This window comes from Micromonospora sp. DT228, assembly GCF_049841595.1.
GTDB lineage: Bacteria > Actinomycetota > Actinomycetes > Mycobacteriales > Micromonosporaceae > Micromonospora.
Genome location: NZ_JBNCKO010000004.1, coordinates 70784 through 94163, shown reverse-complemented (window position 1 = coordinate 94163; position 23380 = coordinate 70784). Strand labels below are relative to the sequence as shown.

15 protein-coding genes are annotated in these 23380 nt (G+C 71.8%); 5 read left to right on the top strand and 10 right to left on the bottom strand.

Going from position 1 to position 23380, the window contains the following annotated elements; translation table 11 throughout:
* Window positions 1-266: 266 nt before the first annotated feature.
* Window positions 267-2750, bottom strand: a complete 2484-nt coding sequence (locus ACLQ29_RS09965; RefSeq protein ID WP_425771334.1) for a Tex family protein — start codon at window positions 2748-2750, stop codon at window positions 267-269.
* Between the two features lie 142 nt (window positions 2751-2892).
* Here ACLQ29_RS09965 and ACLQ29_RS09960 point away from each other — a divergent pair, with 142 nt between their 5' ends.
* Complete coding sequence (locus ACLQ29_RS09960) at window positions 2893-4404, top strand: deoxyguanosinetriphosphate triphosphohydrolase family protein (RefSeq protein WP_425771333.1); 1512 nt, start codon at window positions 2893-2895, stop codon at window positions 4402-4404.
* A gap of 13 nt (window positions 4405-4417) precedes the next feature.
* On the opposite strand, the gene ACLQ29_RS09955 is transcribed toward ACLQ29_RS09960, so the two are convergent.
* The 7 genes from ACLQ29_RS09955 to ACLQ29_RS09925 all read right to left on the bottom strand — a co-directional run bounded on the left by ACLQ29_RS09955 (window position 4418) and on the right by ACLQ29_RS09925 (window position 14029).
* The gene (locus ACLQ29_RS09955; RefSeq protein ID WP_425771332.1) at window positions 4418-5578 is read right to left on the bottom strand and encodes an MBL fold metallo-hydrolase; all 1161 of its coding nucleotides are present in this window, start codon (window positions 5576-5578) and stop codon (window positions 4418-4420) included.
* Between the two features lie 289 nt (window positions 5579-5867).
* On the bottom strand, window positions 5868-6842 hold the full coding sequence (locus tag ACLQ29_RS09950; RefSeq protein WP_425771331.1) for a serine hydrolase: 975 nt from the start codon (window positions 6840-6842) through the stop codon (window positions 5868-5870).
* A 302-nt stretch (window positions 6843-7144) separates the two neighbouring features.
* Entirely contained in the window at window positions 7145-7369 is a 225-nt protein-coding gene (locus ACLQ29_RS09945) for an SDR family NAD(P)-dependent oxidoreductase (RefSeq protein ID WP_425771330.1), read from the bottom strand.
* Window positions 7366-8550, bottom strand: coding sequence for a zinc-dependent alcohol dehydrogenase (locus tag ACLQ29_RS09940; RefSeq protein ID WP_425771329.1), 1185 nt, complete (start codon window positions 8548-8550; stop codon window positions 7366-7368). The genes ACLQ29_RS09945 and ACLQ29_RS09940 overlap by 4 nt, the downstream gene beginning before the upstream one ends.
* Window positions 8551-10597: 2047 nt before the next feature.
* Complete coding sequence (locus ACLQ29_RS09935; protein WP_357245649.1) at window positions 10598-11362, bottom strand: succinate dehydrogenase/fumarate reductase iron-sulfur subunit; 765 nt, start codon at window positions 11360-11362, stop codon at window positions 10598-10600.
* The gene (locus ACLQ29_RS09930) at window positions 11359-13296 is read right to left on the bottom strand and encodes a fumarate reductase/succinate dehydrogenase flavoprotein subunit (protein WP_425771328.1); all 1938 of its coding nucleotides are present in this window, start codon (window positions 13294-13296) and stop codon (window positions 11359-11361) included. Before ACLQ29_RS09930 ends, ACLQ29_RS09935 begins: the two co-directional genes overlap by 4 nt.
* Before the next feature lies 1 nt (window position 13297).
* Window positions 13298-14029 (bottom strand): succinate dehydrogenase cytochrome b subunit, encoded by a 732-nt coding sequence (locus ACLQ29_RS09925; protein WP_425771327.1) that lies wholly within the window; start codon window positions 14027-14029, stop codon window positions 13298-13300.
* A gap of 35 nt (window positions 14030-14064) precedes the next feature.
* Here ACLQ29_RS09925 and ACLQ29_RS09920 point away from each other — a divergent pair, with 35 nt between their 5' ends.
* On the top strand, window positions 14065-14994 hold the full coding sequence (locus ACLQ29_RS09920; protein ID WP_393367516.1) for a LysR family transcriptional regulator: 930 nt from the start codon (window positions 14065-14067) through the stop codon (window positions 14992-14994).
* Between the two features lie 160 nt (window positions 14995-15154).
* Window positions 15155-16195, top strand: a complete 1041-nt coding sequence (gene rfbB, locus ACLQ29_RS09915; RefSeq protein ID WP_425771326.1) for a dTDP-glucose 4,6-dehydratase — start codon at window positions 15155-15157, stop codon at window positions 16193-16195.
* A 148-nt stretch (window positions 16196-16343) separates the two neighbouring features.
* Here rfbB and hrpA read toward each other — a convergent pair whose 3' ends face one another.
* A complete protein-coding gene (gene hrpA, locus ACLQ29_RS09910) occupies window positions 16344-20414 on the bottom strand; it encodes an ATP-dependent RNA helicase HrpA (RefSeq protein WP_425771325.1) in 4071 nt (1356 codons plus the stop codon).
* A 120-nt stretch (window positions 20415-20534) separates the two neighbouring features.
* Here hrpA and ACLQ29_RS09905 point away from each other — a divergent pair, with 120 nt between their 5' ends.
* The gene (locus ACLQ29_RS09905) at window positions 20535-20903 is read left to right on the top strand and encodes a cytidine deaminase family protein (protein WP_425771324.1); all 369 of its coding nucleotides are present in this window, start codon (window positions 20535-20537) and stop codon (window positions 20901-20903) included.
* A gap of 1 nt (window position 20904) precedes the next feature.
* Here the strand turns inward: ACLQ29_RS09905 and ACLQ29_RS09900 are convergent, their stop codons facing one another.
* Window positions 20905-21264, bottom strand: coding sequence for a YciI family protein (locus ACLQ29_RS09900; RefSeq protein ID WP_425771323.1), 360 nt, complete (start codon window positions 21262-21264; stop codon window positions 20905-20907).
* Between the two features lie 130 nt (window positions 21265-21394).
* Between ACLQ29_RS09900 and ACLQ29_RS09895 the strand changes: the two genes are divergently transcribed.
* A complete protein-coding gene (locus ACLQ29_RS09895; RefSeq protein ID WP_425771322.1) occupies window positions 21395-23350 on the top strand; it encodes a multicopper oxidase family protein in 1956 nt (651 codons plus the stop codon).
* The last annotated feature ends 30 nt before the right edge of the window (window positions 23351-23380 follow it).

Below are 23380 nucleotides of genomic sequence, written 5' to 3'. Positions count from 1 at the left end.
GTGTCGGACACCAGCCGGACCGAGGCGGGGAATGCTTCGGTCACCGCGCGTCCCGCCCCCGCCCCGCTGGTGGGGCAGGTCGACAGCGTCCGCCGATGGCCCGACGAGTCGGTCACCGGGCGTCCGGACCCCGCCCCGCTGGTGGGGCAGGTCGACAGCGTCCGCCGATGGCCCGACGAGTCGGTCACCGCGCGTCCGACCCCCGCCAGGCGCCGAAGATGACCGCTCCCGCCGAGCACCCCGGTCGCTTCCTCGCGCCGGTTGGATCAGGCCAACCCGGCGCGGCGCAGAGCCTCCGCCATCGCGTCGTTGGCCGGCGCCGGTGCACCCTGCCGCTGCTGTCCGCCGCGCCCGCCCTGTCCGCCGCGCCCGCCCTGTCCGCCCGACCCGCCCGACCCGCCCGACCTGCCCTGTCCGCCGGACCTGCCGCCACCGCCGGACCCACCCTGGCCGCCCCCGGCGCCGCCGCGACCGTCCTGCCCGCCGCGTCCAGCCTGCGGTCCGCGTTGCGCGGGGCCGCCGCGGCCCTCCTGACTCGTCCGGCCACCATCAGCGGCGGCGGCCGGCTCGTCCTCCAGGCGCAGGGTCAGCGAGATCCGCTTACGGGGTACGTCCACGTCGAGCACCCGGACCTTGACCACGTCGCCGGACTTGACCACCTCGCGGGGGTCCTTCACGAAGGTCCGGGACATCGCCGACACGTGCACCAACCCGTCCTGGTGCACCCCGACGTCGACGAACGCGCCGAACGCGGCCACGTTCGTGACCACACCCTCCAGCACCATTCCGGGCGTCAGGTCACTGATCTTCTCCACCCCCTCCACGAAGGTGGCGGTGCGGAACTCCGGGCGGGGATCCCGGCCCGGCTTCTCCAACTCGGCGAGGATGTCGGTGACGGTGGGCAGGCCGAACCTGTCGTCGACGAAGTCGGTCGCCCGCAGCCCGCGCAGGATCGCGCTCCTGCCGATCACGGAGCGCAGGCCCTGCCCGGTGCTGGAGAGGATCCGGCGCACCACGGGGTACGCCTCCGGGTGCACGCTGGAGGAGTCCAGCGGGTCGTCGCCGTCGGGGATGCGCAGGAAGCCAGCGCACTGCTCGAACGCCTTCGGCCCGAGCCGCGCCACCTTCTTCAGCTCGGTACGCGACCGGAACGGCCCGTTGGCGTCCCGGTGCAGCACGATGTTCTCGGCCAGGCCGGCGCCGATTCCGGAGACCCGGGTCAGCAGCGGCGCGGAGGCGGTGTTGACGTCCACCCCGACCGCGTTGACGCAGTCCTCCACGACCGCGTCCAGCGACCGGGACAGCTTCACCTCGGACAGGTCGTGCTGGTACTGGCCGACGCCGATCGACCGTGGGTCGATCTTGACCAGCTCGGCGAGCGGATCCTGGAGGCGGCGGGCGATGGACACCGCCCCGCGCAGCGACACGTCCATCCCGGGCAGCTCCTGCGAGGCGTACGCGGAGGCGGAGTAGACCGAGGCGCCGGCCTCGGAGACCATCACCTTCGTCAGGTTGAGCTGCGGGTGCCGCTTGATCAGGTCGCCGGCCAGTTTGTCGGTCTCCCGCGAGGCGGTGCCGTTGCCGATCGCGATCAGCTCCACCCCGTACGCCCCGGCCAGCCGGGCCAGGGTCTCGACCGACGCGTCCCACTGCCGGCGCGGCTCGTGCGGATAGATGGTGTCGGTGGCGAGTACCTTGCCGGTGGCGTCCACCACGGCCACCTTCACACCGGTCCGCAGACCCGGGTCCAGGCCCATCGTCGGCCGGGTGCCGGCCGGAGCGGCGAGCAGCAGGTCCCGCAGGTTGGTGGCGAAGACGCGGACCGCCTCCTCCTCGGCCGCCTGCCACAGCCGCATCCGCAGGTCCGCGCCGAGGTGGATGAGGATCCGGGTCCGCCACGCCCAGCGGACCGTGTCGGTCAGCCAGCGGTCGGCGGGGCGGCCCGCGTCGGACACCCCGAACCGGCCGGCGATGGCCGCCTCGTACCGGGTCGGGCCGGTCGGTACGGCGTCCGCCTCGCCCGCCTCCTCCGACTCCATGGTCAGGTCGAGCACGCCCTCCTTCTCGCCCCGGAACATGGCCAGGATCCGGTGCGAGGGCAGCTTCGGGTACGGCTCGGAGAAGTCGAAGTAGTCGGCGAACTTGGCGCCGGCTGCCTCCTGACCCTCGCGTACCCGGGACACCAGACGGCCCCGCGACCACATCTGCTCGCGCAGCGTGCCGATCAGGTCGGCGTCCTCGGCGAAGGTCTCGATCAGGATGGCGCGGGCGCCCTCCAGCGCGGCGGCGGCGTCCGCGACGCCCTTGTCCGCGTCGACGAAGCCGGCGGCGGTGGCCCGCGGGTCCTGGGTGGGGTCGGCCAGCAGCGACTCGGCCAGCGGCGCGAGCCCGGCCTCGCGGGCGATCTGCGCCCGGGTCCTCCGCTTCGGCTTGTACGGCAGGTAGATGTCCTCCAGCCGGGACTTCGAGTCGGCCGCCATGATCTGCGCTTCCAGCGCCTCGTCCAACTTGCCCTGGCCGCGGATCGACTCCAGCACCGCCGCCCGCCGCTCGTCCAGCTCGCGCAGATAGCGCAGCCGCTCCTCCAGGGTGCGTAGCTGGGTGTCGTCGAGCAGGCCGGTGGCCTCCTTGCGGTAACGGGCGATGAACGGCACGGTGGCGCCGCCGTCGAGCAGCTCCACGGCCGCCCGCACCTGACGCTCGGCCACGCCGAGCTCGTCGGCGATCCGCTGATGAACAGACTGGGTCACGATCTCGATCCGCCTTCGACTCGATCCGCCTTCACAGAGCGGGTACCGCCCTGCATTGTGCCGGGCGGCCCGGCGCGCCGTCGCCGCGCCCGGCCGGGCGACCCCCGGACGGCCCCGCCGGGCCTGCGCTAGCGTTGCGATCATGGAAACACCTGCGGAGCCGCGCGCACGCCGACTCTTCGGCGGCAGCGCCCGCGCCCTCGGCGACCTCGCCGCGGACCCGTTCCGCGCCGACCGGGACCGGATCGTCGGCTCGCCGTTCTTCGCCCGCCTCGGCGGCGTCACCCAGGTCATCAGCCCGGTCGGTTCCGGCCTGCTGGTGCACAACCGGCTCACCCACAGCCTGAAGGTCGCCCAGGTCGGCAGGTCGATCGCCGAGCGGCTGATGACCGACGAGCGCTCCCGTGACCTGCTGGACAAGCTCGGCGGCTGCGACCCCAACGTGGTGGAGGCCGCCGCGCTCGCCCACGACCTCGGCCACCCGCCGTTCGGGCACCTGGGGGAGCGGGTGCTGGACCGGCTGGCCCGTCAACGCCTCGACCTCGCCGACGGGTTCGAGGGCAACGCCCAGTCGTACCGGATCGTCACCAGCACCGAGATCCGGGGCGCCGCCACCACCGGGTTGGACCTGACCGCCGCGGTCCGCGCCGCGATGCTGAAGTACCCGTGGACCCGGCTGGACCACCCCGATCCGCACCCGCGCACGATGGACCCGCCGCCGCGCGGAGCCACCCCGCCGCCGGACGACCCGGACAGCGGGTCGTCGAAGTTCGGCGCGTACCGCACCGAACTGGACGACCTGCGGCAGGCGCGGGAGCCGTTCGCCGGCCGCATCCCGGACTGGCAGCAGACCGTGGAGGCGTCCGTGATGGACACCGCCGACGACATCGCGTACGCCATCCACGACGTGGAGGACTTCTACCGGGTCGGCGTGCTCCAGCAGGGGTCGGTCTCGGCGGAGCTGATGGCCTGGCAGCGCGAGAGCGGGCAACTCCGGGCGATCACCGACGCGGCGCTGGCCACCGCGGCGCGACGACCCGGTGCGGCGATCGAGCGGCTACGTCGGCAGTTGCACCGCAAGGACGCCTGGATCGCCGACGACGACGCCTTCGCCGCCGCCGTCGAGCACGTCCGCGAGGAGCTGGTCGACGGGCTGCTGGCGATGCCGTTCGACGGCTCGATCGAGGCCGAGCAGTACGTGGCGAGGTTCTCCGCCCGCTGGTCCACCCGCTTCGTCGAGGCGATCACGGTGACCGACACGCCGTCGGTGCGCTCCGGGCACGTGCTGCTGGGCTGCGCGCAGTGGCACGAGGTCCAGGTGCTCAAGTTCGTCCACCACCGCTTCGTGCTGGCCCGCCCGGATCTCGCCCTGCACCAGCGGGGCCAGGCCCGGCTGTTGGGCACCCTCGTCGAGGCGCTCTGGGAGTGGCTGCTCGACCCGGAGGAGGAGTCCCGGTTGCCCCGCCGGCTGCACGACCTGGTCGAGTTGGCCGAGGCGGAGCTGCACCCGCGTACCCCGGACCGGATCGGTCGGGCCCGGGGCCGGGCCATCGTGGATTTCGTCGCCCAGCTCACCGACGGTCAGGCGGTGGCCATGCTGGACGCGCTCTCCGGCCGGTCCGGCGCGCTCTGGACCGACGCGTTCGTGCTCTGAGCGGCCGGCCCGCTCAGGCGACCGACTGCCACCACCCGTCCACGGCGGGCGGCTCGTCGACCACCACCCGCTCGCCCGGGCGGGGCACGGCGAGCCGCACGTCGCGGGCCTTCGCCTCGGCCCACAGCCGGTCGACCGGCTCGGACCAGTCGTGCAGGGCCAGGTTGAACGTCGCCCAGTGCACCGGGACGAACAGGCCGCCGCGCAGGTCGAGGTGGGCGGTGACGGCCTCCTCGGGGAACATGTGGATCGTCGGCCAGGCACTGTCGTACGCGCCGATCTGCATGAGCGTCACGTCGAACGGGCCGTGCTCGGCGCCGATCTCCGCGTACCCCTCGAAGTAGCCGGAGTCGCCGGTGTAGAAGACCTTGCGGCGCGCCCCGGCCACCACCCAGGAGCTCCAGAGCGTGCCGTCGCGGCGCAACCCCCGTCCGGAGAAGTGCTGGGCGGCGGTGGCGGTGATCTCCAGCCCGGCGACCTGGTGCGACTCGGACCAGTCCAGTTCGATGATCCGCTCGGCGGGCACGCCCCAGCGGTCCAGGTGGGCGCCCACGCCGAGCGGCACCAGGAACGGCGCGGACTGCCCGGCCAGCAGCGCTCGCACGGTCGCCATGTCGAGGTGGTCGTAGTGGTCGTGTGAGATCAGGATGGCGTCCAGTGGGGGCAGCTCGTCGAGACGTACCGGCGGCTCGTGCAGCCGACGCGGGCCGACCAGGCCGGACGGCGAGCACCTGTCGCTCCAGACCGGGTCGAGCAGCACCCGCCGGCCCTCGATCTCGATCAGGGTCGAGGCGTGGCCGTACCAGACGATGGTGAGCTCGTCGGCGGTCTCGGGCGCGCTCGCGGACCCGGGCGGCACGGACGCGCTGGGGCGCAGCAGCGGCACGGGTGCGGTGGGACGCCGCTTCTGCTTGCCGAAGATCAGCTCGCGGAGCAGGTTGCGCCCCGGCTCGGTGACCATGGTGCGGGTGCCGGCCCGGTTGTGGAAGGTGCCCTCGCGGAACTGGGGCGAGCGGGCCGCCCGTTCGGCCCGGGCCCCGCTGAGCCGGCCACCGAGGGCCGCCGGCACATCCCGGGCTACCCAGGCCAGGCCGGCCAGCGCGGCAAGTCCCGCCGCTCCCCGCATCCGCCGACCGAGCGACCGTTCGACGTCCGTGCTCTGCGCTCGTGCCATTGCCGTCCCTCCGACGTGTCCGCCCTACACGGTAGTCACCCGCGCCGGAGCGTGCCTCGGAGGTCGCCACGCCGGGTCGGTCGCCAGCAGCGGCGACCGACCCGGGACGGTGCGGAGAGTGCCCTAGGGCGTGTGTCAAAGCCCCTGGCCGGCCTGCGGCGGGCCCAGACGACGACCGGCCGCGTTGGAGATTGGTCCGGATACAACACCGGTATCCGGACCAATCTCCGCCTTGCCGGACCGCCGCCTGGACTCCGCCTCGGCTCGACCGAGGACTTTGACACACGCCCTAGCCGCCGTTGCTGGGGCGGCGGGCGGTGATCCGGAACGTCTTGCCCACGCCCGCGATGCGGTCCACCGCGGCCAGGAACTTGGGGCCCATGGCGGCGCGGGCCTGCACCGCCGGGTGGGTCGCGCCGAAGTTGTCCGGGTCGGCCTGCCCGTCGGCGAAGAGCGCGTAGGTGAGCACCGCCACGCCGGAGCGGTCGAAGATCACGCCGGCCTCGTGCCGGGCGTCGCCGTACCAGCCGGCCTTGGTGGCGATCCGGGCCCGCTCATCGGAGGACATGGTGCGCCGGATGCCGTCGGTGAACGCCACCGGGGAGCGCAGGATGCCCAGCAGGTACGTCGTCGAGGCGGGGGAGAGCAGCGTGCCGGCGACCAGGGCGCGCAGCAGGTCGTGCGTCTCCCGGGGGGTGCTGGTGCCGAGGAAGAACCGGTTCGGGTTGGCCACCGGCTGGACCTGGGTGTTCGGGAAGCCCTTGGCGACCAGGATGGAGTTGATCTCAGCGGCCGGAGCGACCAGGCCGCAGAGCCGTACCGCCGTGTCGTCCGAGACGGTCAACAGGTTGGCCAGCACGTGCCCGATGGTCACCAGGCTTGGGTACGCGCCGTCCAGGCTGAAGATGCCGTCGCCGCCCGGCACGACGATCGCCGCGCTCACCTCGACCTGCTGGTCGAGGGTGAGCAGCCCCCGGTCGACCTTGTCGAGCACCGCGGTGGCAACCGCGATCTTGTTGACGCTGTACGCCTCGATCCGCCGGTCCGCGTCGGCCTGCACCGCGACCACCGGCGCACCGGCCGGGTCGGCGACGCTGACGTACGCCTGCCAGTTGCCACCGGCTTCGGTGCTGTGCCTGGTGAACACGGAGGCGACCCGTCGGGCGGCCCGGGCGGGCGTGGTCGGTGTGGCCTCGTTGGTGCTCGCTGGCGACGCGGCGCTCGCCGGCGACGCAGCGCCCAACACCGTTCCGGCGGTAGCCATCGTGCCCAAACCGAGTGCCGTTCTGCGATTCAGTCGCATGGTCGATCGTCTCCCCCATAGTGGAGCGCCAGAGCGCTTGCTGGCCCACCACCCTAGGCGAGTTGATCGACGCACGACGACTCCAAGCTGTCGCAAACAGTCCCGAACAGATCAGCCGAACCGTCGGCGCAGCGCGGCCCCCACCGCGCTCGCCGGCCTTGCCACGAGTTGCCGCAGGTCGGGCAGGTGACCGCCGCGTACGGCCTCGCCGGCCGGGTTCGGGGTGAAGACCGAGCCGTCGTGGGCGACGGTCCGCCGTCCACTCAGGCCGCCTCCAACGCGCCCGGCACGGTGACGTCGGTCGGCACGGTCAGCACGTCGATGCCGGCGCACTCCGCGCGTACCTCGGCGCACTCCGCGCGTACCTCGGCCAGGGTGGTGGTCGCACGGGCGGCGAGGACGAGGCGGTCGCCGCGCTCGGCGAACGCCCGGGCTGTCGCCCGGCCGATTCCGCTGCTCGCGCCGACGACCACCACCACCCGACTCACGGTTCGAGCACGACCTTGATGCAGCCGTCCTCCTTCTTCTGGAACATCTCGTACGCCTGCGGGGCACGGGCCAGCGGCACCCGGTGGGTGCGCAGGTCCTCGACGCCCAGCGGGTCGTCGTCCCCGGCGAGCAGCGGCAGGATCTCGTCGGTCCACCGACGCACGTGACACTGCCCCATCCGCAGTTGGATGCCCCGATCGAACATCTCCATCAGCGGCATCGGGTCCACCTCACCGCCGTACACGCCGGAGATCGACACGGTGCCGCCGCGGCGGACCGCCTTCACAGCGGCGTGCAGGACGGACAGCCGGTCCATGGCGGCCTTGTCGGTCATCACCTGGGCCAGCCTGTCCGGCAGCAGCCCGACGGCGGCGTGGGCCAGCTTGCCTCCCGGCGAACCGTGCGCCTCCATCCCGACCGCGTCGATCACCGCGTCCGGGCCGCGCCCGTCGACCAGGTCGATAAGCGCGCCCGGCACGTCGGACAGCTCACGGACGTCGAGCACCTCGATGCCGTGTCGACGGGCCAACTCCAGCCGCTCCGGCACCAGATCCAACCCGATCACCCGGCCGGCTCCGAGGTGGCGGCCGATCCGGGCGCAGAACTGCCCGACCGGGCCCAACCCGAAGACGGCAAGGGTGCCGCCGGGCGGAGTGTCCGCGTACTTCACGGCCTGCCACGCGGTGGGCAGGATGTCGGACAGGTAGAGGTACCGCTCGTCCGCGCCAGTCTCCGGGATCTTGATCGGGCCGAAGTGGGCCTGCGGGACGCGCAGGTACTCGGCCTGCCCACCGGGCACCGAACCGTAGAGCGAGGTGTAGCCGAACAGCGCGGCACCCTTGCCCTCGCTGGTGACCTGGGTGGTCTCGCACTGGGCGTAGAGCTGGCGTTGGCACATCCAGCAACTCCCGCAGGAGATGTTGAACGGCACCACCACCCGGTCGCCCGGCTTGAGCCCGGTCACCTCCGACCCGACCTCCTGGACGATGCCCATCGGTTCGTGGCCCAGGACGTCACCGGGCTTGAGGTATGGCCCGAGCACCTCGTACAGGTGCAGGTCGGAACCACAGATCGCAGTCGACGTGATCTTCACGATCGCGTCGGTCGGCTCCTCGATCCGCGGATCCGGCACCTCCTCGACCCGTACGTCCCGCTTGCCCTGCCAGGTCAACGCCTTCATGACTGGTTACCTCCCCTTGGTCGCTGCCCCTTGGTCGCTGCCCCTTGGTCGCTGCCTGACTGCTACCCGGGGGAGAGGAGTTGAACCGGCGCGCCCGAGGGGCAGGGTTCGGGGGTCGTTGGCTCCGGCGGTCCTGTTGGCCCTGCTGTCGGGTGTGCCGGTTGCTGGGTGTGGTCGGTGGCGGTGGTCGGTGGCGGTGGTCGGTGGTTGCGGCCAGGGCTGGGGGCGACCGTGCCCGGCTCCGGGCGGTCAGGCTTGATCCCTCCGCCGGGCACGGTCGCCCCCAGCCCGTGGGTGGCCACCACCCGTACCCGGCTCGTCCCCAACCCGGCGTACCCGGCTTCTCGGGTGCCCGGCTACTCGGGTGCCCCCGTCTCTTGGGGTGCCCCAGGTCTCGGCGTGCCTCGCGTCCTGGCGTGCCCTACGTCTCGGCGTGCCCTGTGTCTTGGGATGCCCTACGTCTCGGCGTGCCCTGTGTCTTGGGGTGCCCTGTCTCTTGGGGTGCCCTACGTCTCGGCGTGTCCCGCGTCCTGGGGTGCCCGCGTCCCGGCGTGCTGCGCCTTGGTGTCCGCGGCTGGCGTGACCTGGGCCTCCGAACGAGCCCACCCCGGGTGCACCCGCCGCATCTTCCAGCGCGCACATGATCCACTCGGGTTCTTTGAAGTCGGCCGGTCAACGCGCCTCGGATACCGCGACTCCAATGAACGCGAGTCGATCAAGCGGCCCCGGCCGGGCTGAAGCTACGAGGCATCAGGACGAATCGGCATATCGCTGCCCGTGCGCTCTGTGCGCTGACCCGTGAGCTGGCCTGCGACTCCGGTCCGTGCCCCGGTCCGTGCCCCGGTCCGTGCCCCGGTCCGTGCCCCGGTCCGTGTCCCGTGTCCGTGCCCGGTCCGTGCCCCGGTCCGTGCCCCGGTCCGTGTCCCGTGTCCGTGCCCGGTCCGTGTCCCGTGTCCGTGCCCGGTCCGTGTCCCGTGTCCGTGCCCGGTCCGTGTCCCGTGTCCGTGCCCGGTCCGTGTCCCGTGTCCGTGCCCTGATCTCCGTGCCCTGGTCCGTGGACCGGATTGGTGGGTCGGGCCGGTGGGGCGGGTCCGTCGGTGGCTGTTGCTTGTGCGCTTCGTGGGTGGGGTCAATGAGCCGGGCATCGAGCAGCGAAATGCGAGCCTTGACGATATTTGTCGCCCTGGTGTGCGGCTCATTCAGGCCGAGATCGCCTTGATCCACTCGCGTTCCTTGAGGTCGCGGCATCCGAGGCCCGGCGACAGGCCGACCTCCTGAAACCCGAGTGGATCATGCGATGCAGGGGGCGAGCGGGACGCATCGGAGCCGGCAGGCGCGATGAGGCGAGGCCTTGACGGGGCACGGGGCGAGGCGGTCCGTGGCGGTGGCGGGGGGAGGCGAGGCGGTCCGTGGTGGGGGCGAGGCGGTCCGTTGCGGGGCGAGGCGGTTCGTTGCGGGGCGAGGCGGTTCGTTGCGGGGCGAGGCGGTCCGTGGCGGGGCGAGGCGGTCCGTGTCGGGGTGAGGGCGTGGGGGAGTGGAGTGTGGGGGCCGGCGCGGCCGGAGTGGGCGGGGTCCGGCCGGCCCGGGTTCGTGGACGCGTGGGTGGGCCGTTGTCGGAGTGGGCGGGACAGGTCCGCCCGGCCTGGGTCCGTGGGCGCGTCGGTAGGCCGTTGTCGGCGTACCCCAGCAGGAGCGCAACCGGCGGACGGGCCGTGACAAAGGTCAGGGCTGGGGCGACCGTCCCCGGCGGAGGGATCAAGCCTGACCGCCCGGAGCCGGGGACGGCCGCCCCAGCCCCACCCGCAACCAACGCCCAAAGGCCCAACGCCCCAAGGCCCAAAGGCCCAACGCCCCAACGCCCCAAGGCCCAAAGGCCCAAAGCCCAACGGCCAAAGCCCCAACGGCCAAAGCCCCAACGGCCAAAGCCCCAACGGCCAAAGCCCCAACGCCCAAAGGCCCAACGCCCAAAGGCCCAAAGGCCAAAGCAGGACAAACGCCGGACCGCCGTACCCCCGAAGAGGGTACGGCGGTCCAGGTGGTCGGCGCCTCAGGAGCCGGGGGTGTTGCCGGCCCCCTTGGCGGTGGCCGCGAGGTAGTCGCGGTTGAGGCGGCCGATGGTGTTCAGCGGGATGCCCTTCGGGCAGGCCGGGGTGCATTCGCCGGCGTTGGTGCAGCCGCCGAAGCCGGCCTCGTCGTGCGCGTCGACCATGCCGATGACCCGGGTGTAGCGCTCGGGCTGGCCCTGCGGCAGCAGCGAGAGTTGGGTGAGCTTGGCGGCGGTGAAGAGCATGCCGGAGCCGTTCGGGCAGGCCGCCACGCACGCGCCGCAGCCGATGCAGGCCGCCGACTCGAAGGCGGCATCGGCGTTGGCCTTGGCGACCGGGGTGGAGTGGGCCTCGGGCGCGCTGCCGGTCGGCGCGGTGATGTAACCGCCAGCGGCGATGATCTTGTCGAAGGCGCCCCGGTTGACCACCAGGTCCTTGATGACCGGGAAGGCGCTGGCGCGCCACGGCTCGATGTCGATCGTCTCACCGTCGGTGAACTGCCGCATGTGCAGTTGGCAGGCGGTGGTGCCGCGCTGCGGCCCGTGCGCGTCGCCGTTGATCATCAGGCCGCACATGCCGCAGATGCCCTCGCGGCAGTCGTGGTCGAAGGCGACCGGGTCCTCGCCGGCGAGGATGAGCCGCTCGTTGAGTACGTCGAGCATCTCCAGGAAGGACATGTCCGGGGACACGTCGTCGACCGGGTAGGTCACCATCCGACCCTTGTCCTCAGGGCCCTTCTGGCGCCAGATGCGCAGGGTCAGGTTCACTTGTAGCTCCGCTGCGTGGGGTGGACGTATTCGAACTTCAGGTCTTCCTTGTGCAGCACCGAGGGCTCGCCGTCGGTGGCGAACTCCCAGGCCGCCACGTACGCGAACCGGTCGTCGTCGCGCTGCGCCTCACCGTCGGGCGTCTGGTGCTCGGCCCGGAAGTGGCCGCCGCAGGACTCCTCACGGTGCAGGGCGTCGATGCACATCAGCTCGGCCAGTTCGAAGAAGTCGGCCACCCGGCCGGCCTTCTCCAGCGACTGGTTGAGTTCCTCGCCCGTGCCGGACACCTTGACCCGCTGCCAGAACTGCTCGCGCAGGCCGCCGATCTCGTCGATCGCCTTGCGCAGGCCAGCCTCGCTGCGTTCCATGCCGCAGTGTTCCCACATGATCTGGCCCAGTTCCCGGTGGAACGAGTCCACGGTCCGGTCACCGTTGACCGCGAGCAGCCGCTGAACGCGATCCTCGACGTCGGTGCGGGCCTCGACCGCCGCCGGGTGGCTGGCATCGACCTTCTCCAGCGGGCCGGAGGCCAGGTAGTTGGCGATGGTGGTGGGCAGCACGAAGTAGCCGTCGGCGAGGCCCTGCATCAGCGCCGAGGCGCCGAGGCGGTTCGCGCCGTGGTCGGAGAAGTTGGCCTCACCGATCACGAACAGGCCGGGGATGTTCGACTGGAGGTCGTAGTCGACCCACAGGCCACCCATCGTGTAGTGCACGGCGGGGTAGATCCGCATCGGCACCTCGTACGGGTCCTCGCCGGTGATCCGCTCGTACATCTCGAAGAGGTTGCCGTACTTGGCCTCGATGGCCTTGCGGCCCAGCCGGTTGATCGCGTCGGCGAAGTCGAGGTAGACGCCGAGCTTGGTCGGTCCGACGCCCCGGCCCTCGTCGCAGACGTTCTTCGCGGCGCGGGAGGCGATGTCGCGGGGGACCAGGTTGCCGAAGGAGGGGTAGATCCGCTCCAGGTAGTAGTCTCGCTCGTCCTCCCCGATGTCCTTGGGGCTGCGGTCGTCGCCCTTGGTCTTCGGCACCCAGACCCGGCCGTCATTCCGCAGCGACTCGCTCATCAGGGTCAGCTTCGACTGGTGGTCGCCGGAGACCGGGATGCAGGTCGGGTGGATCTGCGTGTAGCAGGGGTTGGCGAAGTACGCGCCCTTGCGGTGCGCCCGCCAGGTGGCGGTGACGTTGCAGCCCTTGGCGTTGGTGGAGAGGTAGAAGACGTTGCCGTAGCCGCCGGAGGCGAGCACGACGGCGTCGGCCATCTCGGTGCTGATCTCGCCGGTGACCATGTCCCGGACGACGATGCCGCGGGCCTTGTCGTCGACGAGGACCAGCTCCAGCATCTCGTGCCGGGTGTTCATCTCGACGTTGCCCAGGCCGATCTGCCGTTCGAGCGCCTGGTACGCGCCGAGCAGCAGCTGCTGACCCGTCTGGCCCCGGGCGTAGAAGGTGCGCTGCACCTGGGCGCCGCCGAAGGAGCGGGTGTCCAGCAGACCGCCGTACTCGCGGGCGAACGGCACGCCCTGGGCGACGCACTGGTCGATGATGTTGACCGACACCTCGGCGAGCCGGTGCACGTTCGACTCGCGGGAGCGGAAGTCGCCGCCCTTGACGGTGTCGTAGAACAGCCGGTGGACGGAGTCGCCGTCGTTGCGGTAGTTCTTCGCCGCGTTGATGCCGCCCTGGGCCGCGATGGAGTGCGCCCGGCGCGGGCTGTCCTGGTAGCAGTAGGACTTGACGTGGTAGCCCTGCTCGGCCAGGGTCGCGGCGGCGGAGCCGCCGGCCAGGCCGGTGCCGACCACGATCACGGTCATCTTGCGGCGGTTGGCGGGGTTGACCAGCTTGGCCTCGAAGCGCCGGGTCTCCCAACGCTTCTCGACCGGGCCGGCGGGAGCCCTGGTGTCGGCGATCGGGTCGCCCTCGGTGAAGAGTTCCATGTCAGGACACCAATCCGGTGAGTACGGCGAACGGGACCACCAGGTATCCGGCGCAGAGCAGCACGGCGAAGACGAGCGCCGCGGTACGCGCCCGACGCTCGCCGCGCGGCGTCTGCTGGCCGAGGCTGCGGAACGCGCTGAACGCGCCGTGGCGCAGGTGGAAGCCCACCGCGAGGATGGCGAGCGTGTAGAAGAGCGTGACGTACCAGCGCTCCGGTGCGAAGTCGGCGACGACGTTTCCGTACGGCTTGCTCTCGTCGCCGACCGGGTTCAGGGTGCCGGTGGTCAGGTCCAGCAGGTGGTAGATCACGAAGAGCAGGATGATCACGCCGCCCCAGCGCATGGTGCGGGCCGCGTAGCTGCCGTTGACCTTCTTGCGGTGGGCGTACCTGACCGGGCGGGCCGCGCGGGCGCGCCGGGCCAGCACGGTGGCGGCCACGATGTGGGCGACGACCGCCACCACCAGCACGGTACGCAGGATCCACAGGAACCAGACGCCGGGCAGCAGCGGCTTGCCGATGTCGCGCAGCCAGTGCGCGTAGTGGTCGAACGAGGTCTCCCCCGTGAACACCTTCAGGTTCCCGAACATGTGCGCGATGAGGAACAGCGCCAGCAGGATGCCCGTCACCGCCATGACGGCCTTCAGGCCGACGTTCGAGCGGATGGGCGACCGAGTTCTCGTGATTACCACAGGACCGACGCTAGGAGCACTTCGATCAGTCGTCCAATGCATCAAACTCGTAGTGTTGATAGCCGTAGGCTATGTAGATGCAGCTCCATCAGCTCAGGTACTTCGTCGCGGTGGCCGAAGTACGACATTTCACCCAAGCCGCCGACATCGTGGGCATCACTCAGCCGTCTCTCAGTAAGCAAATTCACGCTCTGGAGGCCGACCTCGGGGCACCCCTGTTCGAACGGGTAAGGGGCAACATCGCGCTCACCGCGGCGGGTGAGGTGCTGCTGCCGTTGGCCACCCGGATCCTCGCCGACGTGGAGACCGCGACCCGGGAGGTGCAGGAGCTGGTCGGGCTGCGCCGGGGCCGGGTCCGGCTCGGGGCGACCCCGAGCCTGGCCACCTCGCTCGCCCCGCCGGTGCTGCGCCGGTTCCGCGACGCCCACCCCACCATCGACCTGCGCGTCGAGGAGGGCGGCTCCCAGGACCTCGTCCGCGACCTGCTGCGCGGCGACCTCGACCTGGCGCTGATCATCATGCCGGCCCAGGGCGCCGATCCGGGCCTGCGCGTCGACCCGATCCTGCGCGAGAGCCTGGTGGTGGCCTCGGTGGGGGAGGTGGCGACCGCGTCGACGACCGGGGAGCTGCGCATCACCGACCTGCGCGACCAACCGATGGTGATGTTCCGGGAGGGGTACGACCTGCGCGACGCCACCATCCAGGCGTGCCGCGACGCGGGCTTCGAACCGACCTTCGCGGTGGACGGCGGCGAGATGGACGCGGTGCTGAGTTTCGTCGAGGCGGGGCTCGGCATCGCGCTCGTGCCCGGCATCGTGCTGGCTCGCCGGCCAGGCGTGCGGATCACCCCCCTCGCCCCGCCCGGCGTGCGGCGGACCATCGCGGTGGCCCGTCGGCGCGACGTCGTGCCGACCCACGCCGGCCGGGAACTGCGGCGGATCCTGCTCGACTACATCCAGGCGGCGATCGACGGCGACGACCTCCCGCCGGGGGTGGATCCGCTCTGATCGGGTCCGGTAATCGACCCACTGGGTTAATTCATACCTAAGGCGCAGATATCACCGTCCGTGTCGGCCCGTGTCACCTAAGGTGGTTTCTTGCGGGCAAAAGCCCCATTCGTCTCAGCATGACGCGCCGACGCCGTTTCTCGCCGGCAGGGAGGCATCCATGAGGATCCTGGTTACCGGCGGTGCTGGCTTCATCGGGTCACATTTCGCGCGCAGTCTGCTCGGCGGGCGGTACACCGGGTTCGAGCACTGCGACGTGACCGTGATCGACAAGCTGACGTACGCCAGTGACCGGGCCAACCTGCCGGCCGCGCACCCCCGCCTGACGTTCGTCCGCGGGGACATCTGCGACCGGCAGTTGCTCGCCGACGTGGTGCCGGGGCACGACGCCGTGGTGCACTTCGCCGCTGAGTCCCACGTCGACCGTTCCATCGACGACCCGTCGCCGTTCTTCGAGACGAACGTGATGGGTTCGCACCACCTGCTGGCCGCGTGCGCCAGCGGCGGCGTCGGGCGGGTCGTGCACGTCTCCACCGACGAGGTGTACGGGTCGATCAGCACGGGCTCCTGGAACGAGAACTGCGTGCTGGAGCCCAACTCCCCGTACGCGGCGTCGAAGGCCGCCAGCGACTGTGTGGTCCGGTCCTACTGGCGCACGTACGACGTGGACGTGTCGATCACCCGCTGCGCCAACAACTACGGCCCGTACCAGCATGTGGAGAAGGTCATCCCGCGCTTCGTCACCAGCCTGCTCACCGGTCAGGACATCACCCTGCACGGCGACGGCAGCGCGGTGCGCGAGTGGCTGCACGTGGACGACCACTGCCGGGCCATCGCCCTGGTGCTGGCCAAGGGCCGGGCCGGCGAGGTCTACAACATCGGTGGTGACCGCGAACTCACCAACCGCGCCCTCGCCGAGCGGATCCTGCGGCTGGCCGGCGCCGGCTGGGAACGGGTCCGGCACGTCCCCGACCGCAAGGTGCAGGACCAGCGTTACTCGCTGGACTATCGCAAGATCACCGACGAGCTGGGCTTCGCGCCGCAGATCCGGTTCGAGGACGGGCTGAGCGAGGTCTTCCACTGGTACCGGGAGAACCGGGCCTGGTGGTCGCCCGCCGCCGCGCCGGCCCGCGGCACGGCGCTGACCAGCGCCGTCCGGACCGTGGCAGGCCCGCGGGGGCTCTCCGTGCACGCGCGCTGACCGCCGCGAGGGTCGTGCGTTCCCTTTGCTCTGCACCCGCGGAGGCGCCAGCTACGGACCGTGAGTGTCGCCTCCGCGGGTGCAGAGCAAAGGACGGACGGACAACCGGCCGCCGACCGGCCGCCGACCGACCGCCGACCGGCGTCGGTCAGCGGCCCTCGGCGTCGTCCATCGCCCGGTAGATCCGCTGTTCCGAGACGGGGTACGGGGTGCCCAGCGCCTGGGCGAACACGTTCACCCGCAACTCCTCGATCATCCAGCGGATCTGCCGCACGGCGGTCGCCTGTCGGCGGGCCGGTGGCAGCGCGGCGAGCAGGTCGTCGTACTCCTTCTGCACCACCGCGACACGGTCCTGCTGCTGGCGGTCCCGCTGCGGATTGCCGCCGAGACGTTCCAGCCGACGCTCGATGGCGCTGAGATAGCGCAGCAGGTCGGGCAGTCGGGCGTACCCGGTCTCGGTGACGAAACCGGCGTGCACCAGACCGGCGAGCTGTTTGCGGATGTCGGCGAGCGCGGCCACCACGGCGAGGTTGCGGGTGGCGCCGAGTCGCTGTTCGACGGCGTACGCGGCGGCGAGCACCCGGCGGACCCGGTCCATCACCTCGACCACCGTGTCGACCAGGTCGGCCCGGACCTTCTCGCGCAGCGCCGCGAAGCCCTCGGCGTCCCAGGCCGGCCCGCCGGCGTCGCCGATCAACCGGTCGATCGCCGCGCCGGCCGCGTCCTCGATCAGCTCCTGCACGCCGCCGTGCGGGTTGCGACTGAGCGCCAGCTTCGCCTCGTTGGTGAGCCGCCCCTGCAGGAACCGGGCGGGCGACGGCACGGTGAGTCGCAACAGCCGACGGGTGCCGGCCCAGTGCGCCGCCTCCGCCTCGGCGGGGGAGTCGAACACCTTCACCCCGACGGTGGCGCCCTCGTCGACGAGCGCCGGGTACGCGGTGACCGCGTAACCGGCACGGACCTGCTCGATGGTCCGGGGCAGGGTGCCGATGCTCCACTCGCGCAGCCCGGCACGGGCCACCTCCGGCGCGGCGGCCGCCACCACCTGGCGTACCTCCTGGCGGAGTTGGCGTTGCAGGGTCGGCAGGTCCTTGCCCTCGGCGACCGGCTTGTCGTCGTCGCCCAGGACCCGGAAGGTCACCCGGAGGTGGGCGGGGAGCTTGTCCGGCTCCCAGGCGTCGCGGGGCACGGTGACCCCGGTCATCCGGCGCAGTTCACGGGTGAGCGCGTCCAGCAGCGACGCGTCGCCGGGGGTGATCGCCGCCAGCGCGGCGCGGGCGTAGTCCGGCACCGGCACGAAGTTGCGGCGGATCGCCTTGGGCAGCGAGCGGATCAGCGCGATCACCGTCTCCTCGCGCAGCCCCGGCACCTGCCAGTCGAAGCTCTCCGCCGGCACCTGGTTGAGCAGCGGCAGCGGAATGTCCACGGTGACGCCGTCGGTCGGCGTGCCCGGCTCGAACCGGTACGTCAGCGGCAGGCGTACCCCGTCGGCCTGCCACTCGTCCGGGTAGTCGTCCTCGTCGACCCCCGGCCGACCGTCGTTGACAAGCACGTCGCGGGTGAAGGTGAGCAGGTCGGGCTGCTCCCGGCGGGTCTTCTTCCACCAGCTGTCGAAGTGCCGCCCGGAGGACACGTCGGCGGGGATCCGCTGGTCGTAGAAGCCGAAGATGGTCTCGTCGTCGACCAGGATGTCCCGGCGTCGCGCCCGGCTCTCCAACTCTTCGATCTCGGCGAGCAGCCGCTTGTTGTCCGCCCAGAACTGGTGGTGGGTCTGCCAGTCGCCCTCGACGAGGGCGTGCCTGATGAACAGCTCCCGGCTCAGCGCCGGGTCGATCCGACCGAAGTTGACCTTGCGGGAGGTGACCAGCGGGACGCCGTACAGGGTGACCTTCTCGTAGGCCATCACGGCGGCCTGCTTCTTCTCCCAGTGCGGCTCGCTGTAGCTGCGCTTGACCAGGTGCTGTGCGAGGGGCTCCACCCACTCCGGCTCGACCCGGCCGGCGATGCGCCCCCAGAGCCGGGAGGTTTCCACCAGCTCGGCGGCCATCACCCAGCGTGGCGGCTTTTTGAACAGCGCCGAGCCGGGGAAGACGGCGAACTTCGCCCCCCGGGCGCCCAGGTACTCGTGTTTCTGGGCGTCCTTCAGGCCGATGTGCGACAGCAGGCCGGGCAGCAGCGACTGGTGCACCTTCTGGGTGTCGAACTCCTCCGGCAGGTCCGCGCCGCCGCGCCGGCTCTCCCCCCGGCCGGCGTCCGTGCCGTCGGCGGTGTCGCGCGCCGGTCGCCCACCGCGCCGGTCGCCGTCGGCCGGGGTACGCAGCACTTGCCGCAACTGGCCGACGATGTCCTGCCACTCGCGGATCCGCAGGTAGTTCAGGTACTCCGCCTTGCACATCCGGCGGAACGCGCTGGAGGACAGCTCCCGTTGCTGCTCCCGCAGGTAGCGCCACAGGTTGAGGTAGGCGACGAAGTCCGACTCCTTGTCGGCGAACCGGGCGTGCGCCTGGTCGGCCTGGGCCTGCTTCTCCGCCGGCCGCTCGCGCGGGTCCTGGATGGAGAGCGCGGCGGCGATCACCAACACCTCGGTGGCGCAGCCGTTGCGTTCGCCCTCGACCACCATCCGGGCCAGCCGCGGGTCGACGGGCAACTGGGCCAGCCGCCGGCCCAACGTGGTGAGCCGCTTCGCCGGGTCGGCCTCGGTCGGGTCCAGCGCGCCCAGCTCGTGCAGCAGGTTGACGCCGTCGGTGATGTTGCGCTTGTCCGGTGGGTCGATGAACGGGAACGCGGCCAGGTCGCCGAGCCCGATCGCGGTCATCTGGAGGATGACCGACGCCAGGTTGGTACGCAGGATCTCCGGGTCGGTGAACTCGGGCCGGGATCCGAAGTCCTGCTCGTCGTAGAGGCGGATGCAGATGCCGTCGGAGGTACGCCCACAGCGGCCCTTGCGCTGGTTGGCCGACGCCTGGGAGACCGGTTCGATCGGCAGCCGCTGCACCTTGAGCCGGCTGGAGTAGCGGGAGATCCGGGCGGTGCCCGGGTCCACCACGTACTTGATGCCGGGCACGGTCAGCGAGGTCTCCGCGACGTTCGTGGCGAGCACCACCCGCCGCGAGGTGTGCGCGGCGAAGACGCGGTGCTGCTCGGCGCTGGAGAGCCGGGCGTACAGCGGCAGGATCTCGGTGCCGAGCAGCGAGCGCTTGGTCTGCGCCAGTTTGGCGAGCGCGTCGGCGGTGTCCCGGATCTCGCGTTCGCCGCTGAGGAAGACCAGGATGTCGCCGGGACCCTCGGCGGCCAGCTCCTCGACGGCGTCGCCGATCGCCTGGATCTGGTCGCGGACGGTCTCCTCGTCGCCGTCGCCGTCCTCCTCGCCCTCGGCGAGTTCGAGCAGCGGCCGGTAGCGCACCTCCACCGGGTAGGTGCGGCCGGAGACCTCGACCACCGGCGCGGGCACGCCCTCCGGCTCGTCGGCCGTGGGCGGCCCGGCGAAGTGCCGGGCGAACCGGTCGGTCTCGATGGTCGCCGAGGTGATGATCACCTTGAGGTCGGGTCGGCGGGGCAGCAGCTCCCGCAGGTACCCGAGGATGAAGTCGATGTTGAGGCTGCGCTCGTGCGCCTCGTCGATGATCAACGTGTCGTACTGGCGCAGCATCCGGTCGGTCTGCAACTCGGCCAGCAGGATGCCGTCGGTCATCAGCTTGACCAGGCTGCGCTCGCTCACCTGATCGCTGAAGCGCACCTTGTAGCCGACGACGTCACCCAGCTCGGTGCCCAGCTCGTCGGCGATCCGGTCGGCCACCGTCCGGGCCGCCAACCGCCGGGGCTGGGTGTGCCCGATCAGGCCGTGCACCCCGCGCCCCAACTCCAGGCAGATCTTGGGCAGCTGGGTGGTCTTGCCGGAGCCGGTCTCGCCCGCCACGATCACCACCTGGTGGTCGCGGATGGCGGCGGCGATGTCGTCCTTGCGCTCACTGACCGGCAACCCCGCCGGGTACGTGATCACCGGCACCGCCGCTCGGCGGGTGGCGAGTCGCTGCTCGGCCCGGACCAGGTCGGCGGTGATCTCGGCAAGTGCCGCCTCCCGGCGCTGCGGGTCGCGCAGCTTGCGGGCACCGTCGAGGCGCCGCTGGAGCCGGCGCTGGTCGCGGAACATCAGAGGGATCAGGCGGCGGTGCAGCTCGCGGACCGGGTCGGTCGCGACGGAGGCGGTTGGATTCTGCATGTCGTGCCCAAGGATAGGCAGCCGGACGGCGGACCGCCCCCGGGATATCGCGCGGCCGGTCCGTCGGGGGTCGGGCCCGGGACCTAGAGTGGGCGGCCGACGTCGAGTGCGGGGGCCGAAATGACGATGCGGGACACCGACCGGGCACTTGTGCAGGCCGCCACCGCTGTTGCGAAACTGCGGTGCCGCAGCCCGCGCCACACCGTCGCGTCGGCCGCCCGGACCGCCGACGGGCGGGTCTTCACGGGCGTGAACGTCCAGCACGCCACGGGCGGCACCTGCGCCGAGCTGGTGGTGGTCGGCACGGCCGCCACGCAGGGGGTCACCGAGTTGGAGACGATCGTCACGATCGCCGACCGGGGCCGCGAGGTCAGTGCGCCGTGCGGCGACTGCCGGCAGGTGCTGGCCGACCACTTCCCGGCGCTGCGCGTGATCATCGGCGAGGTGGACGACCTGCGGGTGGTCGAGATCGGTTCGTTGTCCGGCTGAGTCAGTCGCCGGAGGCCGCCTCCAGCATCGACCGGGGGATCGGCACTCCCTCGAACCGCACGTTGCCCTCCGGGACCAGCCAACTCGTCACCTGCGCGACCAGGCGCCCGGCCCGCACCGCCGGGTCGTTGGCGTAGAGAGCGCGCGCCTCGTCCGGGGCGATGGAGAGCACGACGAAGCCCCGCAGCAGATCGTCGTCGGGGTGCAGGAACGGCCCGGTCGCGAGCACCAGCCCCTGCTCGACGAGCCCCGCCTGGTGGGCCAGATGCGCGTCCCGCAACCGGTCGATCGCGTCCTGCGGCAGCTCCGGCGGATCCGCCGGTCGCAGGAGCAGGACGACCGTGTGCTGGTCGAATCGCATGCCCTCACCCTAGGGCGCGGCTGGTCCGAAATATCCCTCTTCTGGGTCTGATCCGCCTTCCGTCCCTCCGGTGGCACTCCGCGAAACCCATTCTTCTTCTGTCAGGGTCGGGATCAACTGGAGGTGCGGCATGGTCACCAGACGACGGCTGTTCGCGGCTGGCGCCGCCGGCAGCGCCGCGATGCTGGGCCCGGCGGGCTGGACGGCGTCCGGCCGGGCGGCCGCCACGGTGGCTTCGCTGGACGCCTGTGACATCCCGAAGTACGTCACACCGCTGCGGATCCCACCGGCCATGCCGGCGGTGGCGACCGACCCGGAGCGCGACACGTACGAGATCGCGGTGCGACAGTTCCGCCAGCAGATCCTGCCGCCGTCGTGGCCGCGCACCACCGTGTGGGGTTACGGCTCCACCGCCCATCCCGGCAGCTTCGGCTACCCCGCGCCCAGCATCGTGGCGCGCGTCGGCCGCCCGGTCCGGGTGACCTGGATCAACCAGCTTGTCGACGGGCGCGGCGACCACCTGCCGCACCTGCTGCCGGTGGACCCCACCCTGCACTGGGCCAACCCGGCCGGTGGGGTCGAGGGCCGCGACCGGCACGGGCACACCGACGGCAGCCCGCAGGGATACCGTGGGCCGGTGCCTCAGGTGGTGCACCTGCACGGCGGGCACAGCAGGCAGGAGAGCGACGGGCACTCCGAGGCGTGGTACCTGCCGGTGACCCGCGACCTACCGCCCGACTTCGCCGCGGCCGGCAGCGCGTACCGCGAATTCCGGTCCCGCTTCGCCGAACACACCGGCCTGCGTTGGGCGCCGGGTTCGGCCACCTTCGAGTACGCCAACGACCAGCGGCCCTGCACCCTGTGGTACCACGACCACACGCTCGGGCTCACCCGGGAGAACGTCTACGCCGGACCGGCCGGGTTCTACCTGCTCGGCGGCGGGGACGACCTGCCGGACGGGGTGCTGCCCGGCCCGGCGCCGGCCCGCGCCGACGCGCCGAACACCGCACACCACGACATCCCGCTCATGATCCAGGACCGCAGCTTCACCGCCGACGGCGAGCTGCGCTACCCGCGGCGGTACTCCGGCGGCGGCGACGGGCCGCCGACCTGGGTGCCCGGGTTCTCCGGCTCCACCATGGTGGTCAACGGCCGTACCTGGCCCACGCTCACGGTGCGGCGTCGCCGGTACCGGTTCCGGTTGCTCAACGCCTGTAACAGCAGGTTCCTGCTGCTCAGCGTGGCCGCCAACGCCACCGCGCGGCCGGCCCGCCCGGTGCTCCCGGTCTGGCAGATCGGCGGCGACGGTGGCTTCCTGCCCGAGCCCGTGCCGCACGAGCGCGTGACGCTCGGCCCCGCCCAGCGGGTCGACGCGATCGTCGACTTCAGCGACGTGCCGGCCGGCACCGAGCTGTACCTCGTCAACGAGGGACCCGACGGGATGTACGGCGGCGGCCGGCCGGGTGTGGACTTCGCGCCGGCCGACCCGCGGACAACCGGGCAGGTGCTGCGCTTCGTGGTCACCGACGAGGCCGGGGTGGACCCGAGCGTCCCGCCGGAGCGGCTGCGGCTGCCGGCGTACCAGCCACTCGGAGCGGCCCAGCGGGTCCGCCGGTTGTCCCTCAACGAACAACGGTCGGCCGGGTCGGGGTCGACGGCCATGCTGCTCGGCGTCCTCGACGACCGTGGCCGGGGTCTGCCGCTGCGCTGGAGCGACCCGGTGACCGAGCAGCCCACCCTCGGCGCGACCGAGGTGTGGGAGGTGCGCAACTTCACCAGGCACGTGCACCCGGTCCACCTGCACCAGGTCCAGTTCGAGCTGCTGGGCCACGGGCACTCCGGCCGGGTACGGCCCGGCCCGGGAGACCGGGGGCGGATGGACACGGTGCTCGCGTACCCGTGGGAGGTGACCCGGATCAAGGCGCGCTTCGACCTGCCGGGCCGCTATGCCTGGCACTGTCACCTGTTGGAGCACGAGGACAACGAGATGATGCGGCCGCTGACCGTGCTGCCTCGCGGCGGCGCGGCGACCGGGGACGGCGGCGCGCCGGAGGATCCCTCGACGGCATCGACCGACGCTGGTTAGGTCGCTTTCCGCAGGTCGGCTAAGGTTAGG

What these genes read in the sequence shown, in the direction of transcription:
- ACLQ29_RS09930 (WP_425771328.1), bottom strand. Translation starts at nt 13,296, where the DNA reads ATGGAACTCTTCACCGAGGGCGACCCGATCGCCGACACCAGGGCTCCC.
- ACLQ29_RS09895 (WP_425771322.1), top strand. Translation starts at nt 21,395, where the DNA reads ATGGTCACCAGACGACGGCTGTTCGCGGCTGGCGCCGCCGGCAGCGCC.
- ACLQ29_RS09950 (WP_425771331.1), bottom strand. Translation starts at nt 6,842, where the DNA reads ATGGCTACCGCCGGAACGGTGTTGGGCGCTGCGTCGCCGGCGAGCGCC.
- ACLQ29_RS09920 (WP_393367516.1), top strand. Translation starts at nt 14,065, where the DNA reads ATGCAGCTCCATCAGCTCAGGTACTTCGTCGCGGTGGCCGAAGTACGA.
- ACLQ29_RS09955 (WP_425771332.1), bottom strand. Translation starts at nt 5,578, where the DNA reads ATGGCACGAGCGCAGAGCACGGACGTCGAACGGTCGCTCGGTCGGCGG.
- hrpA (WP_425771325.1), bottom strand. Translation starts at nt 20,414, where the DNA reads ATGCAGAATCCAACCGCCTCCGTCGCGACCGACCCGGTCCGCGAGCTG.
- ACLQ29_RS09905 (WP_425771324.1), top strand. Translation starts at nt 20,535, where the DNA reads ATGACGATGCGGGACACCGACCGGGCACTTGTGCAGGCCGCCACCGCT.
- ACLQ29_RS09960 (WP_425771333.1), top strand. Translation starts at nt 2,893, where the DNA reads ATGGAAACACCTGCGGAGCCGCGCGCACGCCGACTCTTCGGCGGCAGC.
- rfbB (WP_425771326.1), top strand. Translation starts at nt 15,155, where the DNA reads ATGAGGATCCTGGTTACCGGCGGTGCTGGCTTCATCGGGTCACATTTC.
- ACLQ29_RS09925 (WP_425771327.1), bottom strand. Translation starts at nt 14,029, where the DNA reads ATGCATTGGACGACTGATCGAAGTGCTCCTAGCGTCGGTCCTGTGGTA.
- ACLQ29_RS09900 (WP_425771323.1), bottom strand. Translation starts at nt 21,264, where the DNA reads ATGCGATTCGACCAGCACACGGTCGTCCTGCTCCTGCGACCGGCGGAT.
- ACLQ29_RS09940 (WP_425771329.1), bottom strand. Translation starts at nt 8,550, where the DNA reads ATGAAGGCGTTGACCTGGCAGGGCAAGCGGGACGTACGGGTCGAGGAG.